We start from the raw sequence: 12,472 nt of genomic DNA on the forward strand, positions 1-12,472 counted from the left end.
AGATAAAAACAGTTAAATAACAATAAAGACGAGGATGTAGGGATGAAAAAGCAACACAACAACACTCGGCTGATCTGCCAACTGTCAGCAGCAGCAGCCCTGGTATTGTCCGCCAATGCGATGGCGGCCGATGCATTCAGCGCCGACTCCAAATGGATGACCGGTGATTGGGGTGGCGAGCGTACCAAGCTGATCGAGCAAGGTATCGACATCAAGGCTGACTACGTAGGGGAAATGGGCGCCAACCTGCACGGCGGCTATAACGACGACAAGACCGGCCGTTACTCCGACCAGTTTGGGTTGGGCGTAGCGCTCGATCTGCAAAAGCTGTGGGGCTGGGACAACACCCAGGCCAAGATCCAGTTGACCAACCGTAATGGCCAAAACATCTCCAACGACCGTATCGGTGACCCGCGTGCCGGCACGCTGAGTTCGTCGATGGAAGTCTATGGTCGTGGCCACATGGTGCGTCTGACCCAGTTCTGGATTCAGCACCAGATGTTCGATAACAAGCTGGACGTGAAACTCGGTTACTTCGGTGAAGGCGAAGACTTCAACACCTTCCCGTGCGACTTCCAGAACCTGTCGTTCTGCGGCTCGCAAGTCGGTAACTACGTAAACACCTGGTACAACTGGCCGGTCAGCCAGGCGGCGATCCGCGTGAAGTACAACATCACGCCTGAGCTGTATGCGCAAATCGGTGCGTACAACCAGAACCCGTCGCAGCTGGAACACGGCAACGGCTTCAAACTCAGTGGCAGCGGTACCAAGGGCACCGTATTGCCGGTGGAATTGGTTTGGTCGCCGAAGGTCAATGGCCTGCCAGGCGAATACCGTGTGGGTTACTACAAGAGCACCGCCGACGCTACCGACGTACGTGAAGACGTCAACGGTAACGATGCTGGCACCACTGGCGCAGCCTTCCGCGTTCGCAGCAGCAAAAGCGGTTACTGGGGCGTTCTGCAACAGCAACTCACCACTCACAATGGCGATGCTTCGCGCGGCTTGAATATCGCGGCCAACGTGACCTTCCACGACAAAGACACCAACCTGGTCGACAACTACCAGTCGCTGATGCTTGTGTATAAAGGGCCATTTGACGCACGTGCCAAAGATGACGTGGGTATCGGTGTTTCGCGTATCCATGCCAACAGCGACGTGAAGAAAACCGCTGAACTGCTCAATGCTTCAGGCGGTTTCACCGATTACGACCAAGCGGGTTTCGCCCCGTTGCGTAATACCGAGTACAACGTCGAACTCAACTATGGCTTCCATGTCACCAACTGGCTGACCGTACGCCCGAACCTGCAATACGTCAAAAACCCGGGCGGTGTGAAAGAAGTCGACAACGCGCTGGTAGCGGGCCTGAAAATTCAGTCTACGTTCTAACGCTGTTGCGATAAGCTCCTTCTCTCTGTGCGCATTTTGCGGGTAGCCATGGCTACCCGCTTTTTTTGGGCCGCTGTGCACAATTCATGTGGGGGCTGGCTTGCCCAAGGTTTGAGCAATAATGAATTCCAGGACCGTGGCACATGCATGAGCATCCGCTGCAACGCTTTTTCAAATCCCTGCGTGAACAACCGGTGTTCGCCTGGGAGCGCTTTCAGATGCGCGACGTGTTGGTGATCGACCATCCGCTGTGCCAGGCGGTGTTCAGTCGCCAGGGCGCACAGTTGCTGCATTTTCAGCCTACCGGCCAGAAACCCTGGCTGTGGTGCGCGGCCAAGTGGCCGCAGGTCGGCGCCATCCGGGGTGGCGTGCCGGTGTGCTGGCCGTGGTATGGGCGCCATCCGAGCGAGAACGCGTGGCCGTCCCATGGCTGGGCGCGGCTGATCGACTGGAAACTGCTCGACAGCAGCACCGACGACGACGGCGTGCGCCTGCACTGGCAATTGCAGCTGTGCGACTGGCAGGTGGACCTGCACGCGCACCTGGGCGAAACCCTTGAGTTGCGCTTGAGCACCGAGCACCAGGACGAGTTGCCGTGCCAGTTGAGCCATGCGTTGCACGCTTACTGGCGTATTGGTCACGTCGACGAGATAGCGCTGTCTGGGCTCGATGGCGCGCAAGGTTATGACCAGCTCAGTCGCCAGGTTTGCCAGCAGGAAGGCGAGCTACGGGTGGATGGTGGATGCCAGCGGGTGTTCCAGCATGAGGGCGAATTACAGCTCAAGGACCACGCCTGGCAACGTGAGCTGTGCATCGACACCGGCGACAGTGCTGACACGGTGGTGTGGCATCCAGGCAGCCGGCCGTTGTTGGGCGTGAGCTTTAACGAGGCGTCGGGGTTTGTGTGCGTGGAGTCGGCGATGGCCGGGGCCAGCCTGGCGCCGGGGGAGCGGGCGCATTTGAGTTTGCAGGCGCGGGCCGGGGTTTAGTGGTGGAGCTTATGGCGCTATCGCAGGCAAGCCAGCTCCCACAGGGGAATGCATTCCAAATGGGCAGCTCGGTCCACTGTGGGAGCTGGCTTGCCTGCGATAGGGTCGGTACTGCTGGTGGAGATTGCTGCTAGTTAAACTCATCCCCCACCGGATACCGGCTGTCATTCAAGCTCTCTTTGATCTTGCGCAGATGCGGCTGGAAATCCACCCCGCGGCGCAAGGTCATGCCGGTTGCCAGCACGTCCAGCACCGTTAGCTGAATGATCCGCGACGTCATCGGCATGTAGATGTCGGTGTCTTCCGGCAGCGGGATGTTCAGGCTCACGGTACTGGCCTTGGCCAACGGCGAATTCTCGGCAGTTACGCCCAGCACCGACGCGCCGTTTTCCCGGGCGATACGCGCCACTTCCACCAGCTCCCGGGTGCGCCCGGTGTAGGAAATGATCACAAACAGCTCGCCCGTATGCGCCACAGACGCGATCATGCGTTGCATCAGCACGTCGGCATGGGCAGTCACGGCCAGGTTGAAGCGGAAGAACTTGTGCAGCGCATCCATGGCCACCGGTGCCGAAGCGCCGAGGCCGAAGAAATGGATCTGCCGCGCCTGGATCAACAAATCCACGGCCTTGCTGATCAGTGCCGGGTCGAGGGCCTGGCACGCACTGTCCAGGGAGGCAATGGCGCTGCCAAAGATCTTCTGGGTGTAGGCCTCAGGGTTATCATCGGCTTCCACGGCGCGGCTCACATACGCCGCACCACTGGCCAAACTTTGCGCCAGCTGCAATTTAAGTTCAGGGTAACCGCTGACGCCGAACGAACGGCAGAAACGGTTGACCGTCGGTTCACTGACCGAAGCGGCTTGGGCGAGGGCGGCGATCGAGAAGCGGGTTGCCTGCTGTGGGTTTTGCAGGATGACCTCGGCGACTTTTTTCTCGGCCTTGTTCAATTCTTCGAGGCGGTTCCGGATCTGTTCCAGAAGATTTCGCACGCGGTCCATTCAGTCTTTCCTTCGGGCGACGATGCAAATAAAGGGCGGTAACCAATCGACGAGTGGCCCTTTGCGGTGGCCTATCCTACTGAGGGTAGCTGAACACCACCACTCGGAATGCGTATTTCGGGAAAATGTTGTGGTTATTACTACATTTTTCCTTGAGTGATGCCTTGAAAAAAGGTATTTGTAGCTTAACTTGATAAAAGAACAAACATCATGCCTTCGATAACCGTAGAACCCTGCACCTTTGCCCTGTTTGGCGCCTTGGGTGATCTGGCGCTGCGCAAGTTATTTCCTGCCCTCTACCAACTCGATGGCGCGGGGCTGCTGCACGACGATACGCGCATCCTGGGCCTGGCCCGTGAAGCCGGTTCCGAGCAGGAGCACCTGGCCCATATCGAAAAAGAACTGCGTAAATACGTTGGCAAGGAACTCGATGAGGCCGTGGCCGCGCGCTTCCTGGCGCGTCTGGCCTATGTGCACGTCGACTTCCTGAACGCCGCCGATTATGTCGCCCTGGCCGAAAAGGTCGGTGCCGAACAACGCCTGATCGCCTACTTCGCCACTCCGGCGGCGGTGTATGGCGCGATCTGCGAAAACCTCGCCAAGGTCGGCCTGGCGGACAACACCCGCGTGGTGCTGGAAAAACCCATCGGCTCGGACCTGGAATCCTCGCGCAAGGTCAACGACGCCGTGGCGCAGTTTTTCCCGGAAAACCGCACCTATCGCATCGACCACTACCTGGGCAAAGAGACCGTCCAGAACCTGATCGCGCTGCGTTTCGCCAACAGCCTGTTCGAAACCCAGTGGAACCAGCATTACATTTCCCACGTGGAAATCACCGTGGCCGAGCAGGTCGGTATCGAAGGCCGTTGGGGTTACTTCGACAAGGCCGGCCAACTGCGCGACATGATCCAGAACCACCTGCTGCAGCTGCTGTGCCTGATCGCCATGGACCCACCGGCCGACCTGTCCGCCGACAGCATCCGTGACGAGAAGGTCAAGGTGCTCAAGGCGCTGGCGCCGATCAGCCCGGAAGGCCTGACCACCCAGGTAGTACGCGGCCAGTACATCGCCGGCTACAGCGCCGGCAAGCCGGTACCGGGCTACCTGGAAGAAGAAAACTCCAACACCCAGAGCGACACCGAGACGTTTGTCGCCCTGCGTGCCGATATCCGCAACTGGCGTTGGGCCGGCGTGCCGTTCTACCTGCGCACCGGTAAACGCATGCCGCAAAAGCTGTCGCAGATCGTCATTCACTTCAAGGAACCGTCCCACTACATCTTCGCCCCCGAGCAGCGCCTGCAGATCAGCAACAAACTGATCATCCGCCTGCAGCCGGACGAAGGTATTTCCTTGCGTGTGATGACCAAAGAGCAAGGCCTGGACAAGGGCATGCAACTGCGCAGCGGCCCGCTGCAACTGAATTTTTCCGACACCTATCGCAGCGCGCGGATTCCCGATGCCTACGAGCGGTTGTTGCTGGAAGTAATGCGCGGCAATCAGAACCTGTTTGTTCGCAAAGATGAAATCGAAGCCGCGTGGAAATGGTGTGACCAGTTGATTGCCGGGTGGAAAAAATCCGGTGATGCGCCCAAGCCGTATGCGGCGGGGTCCTGGGGGCCGATGAGCTCGATTGCACTGATCACGCGGGATGGGAGGTCGTGGTATGGCGATATCTGAATTGAAACTGCCTCAGGGCGTGACAGCCCATGAGTACCGCACGCCGGTGTTGCTGGCCGATGGCCTGGCCAATGACGTGGCCGAGCAACTGCGCGCGGCCATCAGTGCCCGTGGCGAAGCGACCCTGGTAGTGTCCGGTGGCCGCAGCCCCGTGGCGTTTTTCCAGAACCTGGCCAAACAAGGCCTGGACTGGTCCAAGGTCACCGTTACCCTGGCCGACGAGCGCTGGGTGCCGGTGGAACACGCCGACAGCAATGCCGGCCTGTTGAAGAAGTATTTGCTCCAGGGCCCGGCGGCCAAGGCCAAGTTCCTCAGCCTGTACACCGTTGCCGCGAACCTTGAAGACGCCGCCGAACTGGCCGATCGCCAGTTGGCAGAGCTGCCTGCTATTGATGTGCTGGTACTCGGCATGGGCGATGATGGCCACACCGCATCGCTGTTCCCCAACAGCCCCAACCTGGGCGAGGCGCTCAAGCCCGACGGCACGCGCCGTTGCTGGCCGATGCTGGCGCCGACCGTGCCGCACCAGCGCCTGACCATGAGTCGCGCGCTGCTGGCCACGGCCCATTACACCGTGCTGTCGATTTCCGGCAGTTCGAAATTGACCACCTTGAGCGCCGCGCTGGCCAGTGACGACGTTGCTGCCATGCCGATTCGCGCGTTTTTGCAACCTACTTTAGAGATTTACTGGTGTCCATGAGCCAAGGATCAGCCGCTATGAAAAGCCCTCAACCGACCGTGTCCATGGCGGACAAAGTTGCCCTGATCGACAGCCTCTGCGCCAAGGCGCGGATCCTGCCGGTGATCACCATCGCCCGCGAACAGGACATCCTGCCGCTGGCCGATGCCCTGGCAGCCGGCGGTTTGACCGCATTGGAAGTGACCCTGCGCTCCGAGTTCGGCCTCAAGGCCATTCAGGTACTGCGCGAGCAACGCCCTGAACTGTGCACCGGTGCCGGCACCGTACTCGACCGCCACATGCTCGAAGCGGCCGAGGTGGCCGGTTCGCAATTCATCGTCACCCCCGGCATTACCCGCGACCTGCTGGAAGCCTCGGTGCACAGCCCGATCCCGCTGCTGCCCGGCATCAGCAATGCTTCCGGCATCATGGAAGGCTACGGCCTGGGTTATCGCCGCTTCAAGCTGTTCCCGGCTGAAGTCAGCGGCGGCGTGGCTGCAATCAAGGCCCTGGGCGGCCCGTTCGGCGAAGTCAAATTCTGCCCAACCGGCGGCGTTGGCCCGGCCAACATCAAAAACTACATGGCGTTGAAAAACGTGATGTGCGTGGGCGGTAGCTGGATGCTGGACCCTGAATGGGTCAAGAACGGCGACTGGGCCCGTATCCAGGAAGTCACCGCACAAGCGCTGGCGCTGCTGGACTGATCTGAATTTACCGAATCGTTGTTGCTGTGCTTAACGGCATTTTTGCGGTGCACTTGGTCGGTGTACCGCTTTTTTTTGCCTGCAAAAAACTCACATTCAACTCCGATCAACTGTGGGAGCTGGCTTGCCTGCGATAGCGGTGGGTCAGGTTAGGATATTTCTACTGATACACCGCCATCGCAGGCAAGCCAGCTCCCACAGTTTTAGTCCGTGCTTAACTCAGTTATTGCGTTGACCAGCCCATCGATGTCCGCCACCGAGGTCACCAGCCCCGGCGTCACCCGAATACAGCTGCCAAACGCCGCGCCCGTGCGCGTGGTGGTAAACAGGTGGTACTCCTTGAGCAATCGATCCGCCATCTCTTGCTGATCGCGCCCAACGAACTTGAACGCCGTTATCGCGCAATACAGCCGCGGATCATCCGGCGTCAGCACCTCAATTGCCGGCAACCCGCGCACCTGGCTCACCCAGCGATCCCGCAGGTAATTGACCCGCGCGCCCTTGGCCGCCGAGCCGCCGAGGTTGCGATGTTCCTCCAGCACCAACGGCAAGGTCATCAACGCTGGAAAATTCGGCGTGCTGTAGGACGTGCGCGCACGCACGTCGCTGGCGGGGTAGTGAAACTCGCCCATGTCCGGGTCGATATCGGCCAGGCGCTCCGGGGCGATATACAGAAAGCCCAGGGTCAGCGGCGCACCGATCCATTTATGCAGGTTGAACCCGGCGAACTGAATGCCCAACTCGGCAAGGTTGAATTCAATCTGGCCCAACGCATGGGCGCCATCCAGAATCACGTCCACGCCATGCTCACGGGCCGCTTTAGAGATGGCTGCGACAGGCATCACCAGGCCGGTGCGGTGGGTGAGATGGGTCAGCGCCATCAGCTTGAGGCGCGGGTACTTCACGAACGCATCGCGATAGGTCTGCACCAGGCTGTCGAAACTGGCCGGGTGGGCGTGGGCAAGTTCGACGACTTCCACGCCGCGAACACCGGCCAACCAGCGCATGGCGCCTTTGACCGTGTCGTACTCCAGATCACTGATCAGCACCTGATCGCCCGGCCGCAGGCCGTTGTAGTTACGGATCAGCGACTGCAAAGCCTCGGTGGCGTTGCGGGTGAAGGCGATCGCGTCCGGGTCCGCATCGATCAGCCCGGCGAGCTGGCGACGGATCTCGACGTTTTCACCCTGCTCGAAGCGCTGGCGCACATACAGCGAGTTGCTGCGGTTGATAAACGCTACATGCTCCAGATACTGCGCCTGTACGGCACGGCTCATGCGCCCGAAGTAACCGTTTTCCAGGTTGATCGGGCCAGGCTCAAGCTCATAGCGCTGGGCGATGGCGTGCCAGTGACGTTCGTTGTCTGCATTCCTTGGCATAACGTGCGCTCTTTAATGACGGGGGGCAGGTTTGCCGTGTTTAACGCGCAGCGGCTCCAGCAGTTCGGACAGGCCGTTGTGGTCGATTTCCTGCATCAAGGCCAGCAAACCGCCCAGCTCGCCGTGAGGAAAGCCTTCACGGGCAAACCAGTTCAGGTAAGGGCCGGGCAGGTCGGCGATGATGCGTCCCTTGTACTTGCCGAAGGGCATTTCGCGGGTGATCAGCAATTCGAGTTTTTCGGGGTTCATGGGCTTCAAGGGTTGGCGTCTGTGCTTGGAAAATACAGGCATTCTGCATGAAGGCCAAATGACAGATCATGCAAATAACGTAGATACAGATGGTTCAATATTTCGTAAGTATATGAAATATATGAATAAAGTAATTTCTCAAAACCTGGCACGGGCGCTGCAATCATTAAGACAACCTTCTAACCCGCACAAGGAATTGAAAAATGACTGACATCAATAAAGAATCGATCTCCGTACTCAACGACCTGATCGAGACCAGCAAAGACGGCCAGAAAGGCTTCGCGACTTGTGCTGAAGACATCAAGCATCCGGAACTGAAAGCACTGTTCCAGAAACGCTCCGCCGATTGCGCCACTGCTGCAGCCGAGCTGCAAACAGCCGTACGTGCCCTGGGCGGCGATCCGGAAGAATCCGGTTCGGTCGCCGGTGCTCTGCACCGTGGCTGGGTCGACGTGAAGTCGCTGGTTACCGGTAAAGATGAAGAGGCGGTGCTGAACGAAGCCGAGCGCGGTGAAGACCACGCCCTTAAGGCTTACAAGGAAGCGATCGAGAAGATCAACAAGCACAACCTGCTGGGTATTCGTGACCTGGTTGAGCGTCAGTTCCACGGCGCACAACGTAACCACGACCAGGTGAAAGCCCTGCGTAATCAGGCTCGCGCTCAGTCGTAAGCACATTGCTGTAATTGCTTATGCTGTAACTGCCTAAGCTGTAACTGAATGTGGGAGCTGGCTTGCCTGCGATAGCATCACCCCGGTGTATCTGATACACCGAGGTGTTTGCATCGCAGGCAAGTCAGCTCCCACATTTGCTTTGTATTGATTTTGAGCTTTCTATCAGCCAATGCTGATCGGCGGCAGCTCGGTCAATGTCACCACTTGCTGCTTGCGCGGCGCGAGAATTTCCGCCTCGCCGTCCACCACCAGCTCATCGCGCTGGTTGAATACACGGGTGGCAATGCGCACGCGAAACTTGGGCAATTTCTCCAGAATTTCCAGGCGCACGGTCAAGGTGTCGCCGATTTTCACCGGCTTCTGGAAGCTCATCTGCTGGCCGATGTAGATAGTGCCCGGCCCAGGCAGCTCGCAGGCTACCGCCGCACTGATCAGTGCGCCGCTGAACATGCCGTGGGCGATACGCTCCTTGAACATGGTCGCCTTGGCGTACTCCGCATCCAGGTGCACTGGGTTATGGTCGCCGGACATCGCCGCGAACAGCTGGATATCTCGCTCTTCAACGGTCTTGCTGTAGCTGGCGGTCTGGCCGACTTCGAGGGCTTCGTATGGGGTGTTGGTAACCTGGGTCATCTAAAGGTGCATCCTGTGGCTAATCGGTAATTTAATAAGCTGATTTTAAAGGAAAAAGTTATTCGCAGCGCGCCGGCCTGCGTAACGTCAGGGCCTGCTCGAGCCACTTCAGCACATCCGCTGTCACTTCATCGCGGTTGGTTTCGTTGAACACTTCATGACGCGCCTGCGGGTAGATAGTCAATTGCAGGTTCTGGCAACCGGCCTCACGCAGGGCATGGGCCAGGCTTTTGAGACGTTTGCCTTCACTCACCGGATCACATTCGCCGCCCATTACCATGATCGGCAGGCCCGGATCGATCTGTGCGAGGTTGGACGCTTTACTGATCTGCTGCAAGCCGCCCAGTAAGTCGATCCACAACTGGTTGGTGCAGCGAAAGCCGCACAGCGGATCGTTGGTGTACTTGTCCACCTCCAGCGGGTCGCGGCTGAGCCAGTCAAACGCGGTGCGGTTGGGCTTGAACGCCTTGTTGAATGAGCCGAACGACAGAAAGTCGATCAATGCACTGCGTCCGCGCAGGCCTTGGCGCGCGCGCTCCAGGCGGGCAATGACGCCGGCGGCGCGGTACAGCGCCACCGGCTGGAAATTCGAACCGCTGAGAATCGCCCCATCCAGGCTCGCGCTGTGGTGCAACAGGTACGCCTGGGCGATATAGCTGCCCATGCTGTGGCCCAGCAAGATGATCGGCAGGCCCGGCTGCTGCTGGCCGATGTGCTGGTTGAGGCTGGCGAGGTCGCCCACCACTTTGTTCCAGCCATCCTTTTCGGCGTACAGCCCCAGCGTGCCTTCATCGGCGGTGCGGCCATGGCCGCGCTGGTCGAGTGCGTACAGGCCGTAGCCGGCCGCGCACAGCGCTTCGGCCAGGCGTGCATAGCGCCCGCTGTGTTCGGCCATGCCGTGGGACAGCATGATCATGGCCTTGGCGGGCCCGTCCGGCAGCCATTGATTGACGTACAGGCGGCTGCGGTCATTCGCGGTCAGCCAGAAGGTGCTGTGGTTCATAGCGCTTCCTTTGCTCAGGGTCGTTGCAGTGTATAGCTCATCTGGCCGGGTCCGGTGTATCTGCCTACACGTTAGGGGCAAGATTCATACAATAAATGACACAGTTGCGCGTATTTGCCTGTTTGGCCATAGCTGCTAACGTCCCCAAAGCTCCGCTTTTTATATCAATGAGAAAGCGGCCGGACACACTCAGGTACGAGGACAAGAATAATGCAACCTGATTTCTGGAATGACAAACGCGCGGCGGGCGTTCCCAATGACATTGACCTCACTACCTACAAATCGGTGATCGAAGTATTCGAACGCTCCTGCAAAGCCTTTGCCGACCGTCCGGCGTTCAGCAACATGGGCATCACCCTGACCTATGCCGAGCTTGAGCGCCAAAGTGCCGCGTTCGCCGGCTACCTGCAAAACCACACCGACCTCAAGCCAGGCGAGCGCATCGCGGTGCAGATGCCCAACGTGCTGCATTACCCGATTGCGGTGTTCGGCGCACTGCGCGCCGGGTTGATCGTGGTCAACACCAACCCGCTGTACACCCCGCGTGAGATGCGCCACCAGTTCAAGGACGCCGGCGTGCGCGCGCTGGTCTACCTCAACCTGTTCGGCGCGCGGGTGCAGGACGTGTGCACCGACACCGAGATCGACTACCTGATCGAAGCCAGAATGGGCGACTTCATGCCCGCCGCCAAAGGCTGGCTGGTCAATACCGTGGTCGACAAGGTCAAGAAAATGGTCCCGGCCTACAGCCTGCCACGTGCGGTGTCGTTCAAGCGCGCCTTGCGCATGGGCGCGGGCCAGGCGGTGGTTCGCCACCCGGTGACGCTGGATGATATCGCCGTGCTGCAATACACCGGCGGCACTACTGGCCTGGCCAAGGGCGCGATGCTCACCCACGGTAACCTGGTGGCGAACATGCAGCAGGCGCGGGCGTGCATGTCCCAGGTCACCGACGATGGCCAGCCGCTGGTGAAGGAAGGGCAGGAGGTGATGATCGCGCCGCTGCCGCTGTACCACATCTATGCCTTTACCGCGAATTGCATGTGCATGATGGTGACCGGCAACCACAACGTGCTGATCACCAACCCGCGTGACATCGGCGGGTTTATCAAGGAGCTGAAAAAGTGGCGGTTCTCCTGCCTGCTCGGGCTGAACACGCTGTTCGTGGCACTGATGGATCACCCCGACTTCAAAACCCTGGATTTCTCCCATCTCAAGATCACCAACTCCGGTGGCACCGCGCTGGTCAAGGCCACTGCCGAGCGCTGGAAGGCACTCACCGGCTGCTCCATCGGCGAAGGCTACGGCCTCACCGAAACCTCGCCGGTGGCCAGCACCAACCCTTACGGCAACCAGTCACGGCTGGGCACCGTGGGCATTCCGGTGCCGGGCACGGCGATGAAAGTGATTGATGATGAAGGCCGCGAGCTGCCCTTGGGCGAGCGCGGCGAGCTGTGCATCAAAGGCCCGCAGGTGATGAAGGGTTACTGGCAGCAACCCGTGGCCACCGCCGAAACCCTGGACGCCGAAGGCTGGCTGAAAACCGGTGATATTGCGGTGATCGACACCGATGGTTTTGTCAGCATCGTCGATCGCAAGAAAGACCTGATCATCGTCTCGGGCTTCAATGTGTACCCCAACGAGATTGAAGACGTGGTGATGGCGCATCCAGCCGTGGCCAACTGCGCGGTAATCGGCGTACCGGACGAACGCACCGGCGAGGCGGTGAAGCTGTTTGTGGTGGCGCGCGCCCAGGGCGTGAGCGTTGACGAGTTGAAGGCGTACTGCAAAACCAACTTCACCGGGTACAAGGTGCCCAAGCACATTGTGTTGCGTGAGTCGCTGCCGATGACGCCGGTGGGCAAGATTTTGCGCAGGGAGCTGCGCGACATCGCCTGATGTGAAATGCAATAAAAAATGTGGGAGCTGGCTTGCCTGCGATAGCGATGTATCAGTCACCCGATTTATCGGCTGAATCACCGCTATCGCAGGTAAGCCAGCTCCCACATTGCTGTTTATCGCTCTGTAAAGCCCATTCCAGAGCCATTTCTTTGTTTATAGAATCTTTGCTCTAAAAATGACCATTAGATATTCTT

The 12,472-nt window shown here is 59.2% G+C and carries 12 protein-coding genes; 7 read left to right on the forward strand and 5 right to left on the reverse strand.

What is annotated here, in order from left to right; all coding sequences use genetic code 11:
• Positions 1-42 precede the first annotated feature (42 nt).
• Positions 43-1,389, forward strand: a complete 1,347-nt coding sequence (locus ASE80_RS09150) for a carbohydrate porin (protein ID WP_056858628.1) — start codon at positions 43-45, stop codon at positions 1,387-1,389.
• A 143-nt stretch (positions 1,390-1,532) separates the two neighbouring features.
• Complete coding sequence (locus tag ASE80_RS09155) at positions 1,533-2,378, forward strand: D-hexose-6-phosphate mutarotase (protein ID WP_056858629.1); 846 nt, start codon at positions 1,533-1,535, stop codon at positions 2,376-2,378.
• A 130-nt stretch (positions 2,379-2,508) separates the two neighbouring features.
• Here the strand turns inward: ASE80_RS09155 and ASE80_RS09160 are convergent, their stop codons facing one another.
• A complete protein-coding gene (locus ASE80_RS09160; RefSeq protein ID WP_169985276.1) occupies positions 2,509-3,369 on the reverse strand; it encodes a MurR/RpiR family transcriptional regulator in 861 nt (286 codons plus the stop codon).
• 219 nt (positions 3,370-3,588) lie between these two features.
• Here ASE80_RS09160 and zwf point away from each other — a divergent pair, with 219 nt between their 5' ends.
• The 3 genes from zwf to ASE80_RS09175 are packed head-to-tail and all read left to right on the forward strand — an operon-like array spanning position 3,589 to position 6,438.
• Entirely contained in the window at positions 3,589-5,055 is a 1,467-nt protein-coding gene (gene zwf / locus ASE80_RS09165) for a glucose-6-phosphate dehydrogenase (RefSeq protein WP_056858631.1), read from the forward strand.
• Positions 5,042-5,755 carry a 6-phosphogluconolactonase gene (gene pgl / locus ASE80_RS09170; RefSeq protein ID WP_056858632.1) on the forward strand — a complete coding sequence of 238 codons (714 nt, stop codon included), beginning with the start codon at positions 5,042-5,044 and terminating at the stop codon, positions 5,753-5,755. Before zwf ends, pgl begins: the two co-directional genes overlap by 14 nt.
• A gap of 17 nt (positions 5,756-5,772) precedes the next feature.
• Positions 5,773-6,438: a bifunctional 4-hydroxy-2-oxoglutarate aldolase/2-dehydro-3-deoxy-phosphogluconate aldolase gene (locus ASE80_RS09175; RefSeq protein WP_026013852.1), complete on the forward strand. Its 666-nt coding sequence runs from the start codon at positions 5,773-5,775 to the stop codon at positions 6,436-6,438.
• 203 nt (positions 6,439-6,641) lie between these two features.
• On the opposite strand, the gene ASE80_RS09180 is transcribed toward ASE80_RS09175, so the two are convergent.
• Together ASE80_RS09180 and ASE80_RS09185 are read right to left on the reverse strand one after the other, a co-directional pair.
• Complete coding sequence (locus ASE80_RS09180; protein WP_056858633.1) at positions 6,642-7,817, reverse strand: aminotransferase class V-fold PLP-dependent enzyme; 1,176 nt, start codon at positions 7,815-7,817, stop codon at positions 6,642-6,644.
• A 12-nt stretch (positions 7,818-7,829) separates the two neighbouring features.
• On the reverse strand, positions 7,830-8,066 hold the full coding sequence (locus ASE80_RS09185) for a DUF3820 family protein (RefSeq protein WP_017139191.1): 237 nt from the start codon (positions 8,064-8,066) through the stop codon (positions 7,830-7,832).
• Positions 8,067-8,269: 203 nt separating this feature from the next.
• Between ASE80_RS09185 and ASE80_RS09190 the strand changes: the two genes are divergently transcribed.
• The gene (locus tag ASE80_RS09190; RefSeq protein ID WP_056858634.1) at positions 8,270-8,737 is read left to right on the forward strand and encodes a ferritin-like domain-containing protein; all 468 of its coding nucleotides are present in this window, start codon (positions 8,270-8,272) and stop codon (positions 8,735-8,737) included.
• A gap of 165 nt (positions 8,738-8,902) precedes the next feature.
• Here ASE80_RS09190 and ASE80_RS09195 read toward each other — a convergent pair whose 3' ends face one another.
• Positions 8,903-9,373 (reverse strand): MaoC family dehydratase, encoded by a 471-nt coding sequence (locus ASE80_RS09195; protein WP_003175719.1) that lies wholly within the window; start codon positions 9,371-9,373, stop codon positions 8,903-8,905.
• A gap of 58 nt (positions 9,374-9,431) precedes the next feature.
• Positions 9,432-10,376 (reverse strand): alpha/beta hydrolase, encoded by a 945-nt coding sequence (locus ASE80_RS09200; RefSeq protein ID WP_056858635.1) that lies wholly within the window; start codon positions 10,374-10,376, stop codon positions 9,432-9,434.
• Between the two features lie 210 nt (positions 10,377-10,586).
• Between ASE80_RS09200 and fadD2 the strand changes: the two genes are divergently transcribed.
• On the forward strand, positions 10,587-12,275 hold the full coding sequence (gene fadD2 / locus ASE80_RS09205) for a long-chain-fatty-acid--CoA ligase FadD2 (RefSeq protein ID WP_056858636.1): 1,689 nt from the start codon (positions 10,587-10,589) through the stop codon (positions 12,273-12,275).
• Positions 12,276-12,472 lie beyond the last annotated feature (197 nt).

This window comes from Pseudomonas sp. Leaf15 (assembly GCF_001421425.1).
Taxonomy (GTDB): Bacteria; Pseudomonadota; Gammaproteobacteria; order Pseudomonadales; family Pseudomonadaceae; genus Aquipseudomonas; species Aquipseudomonas salomonii.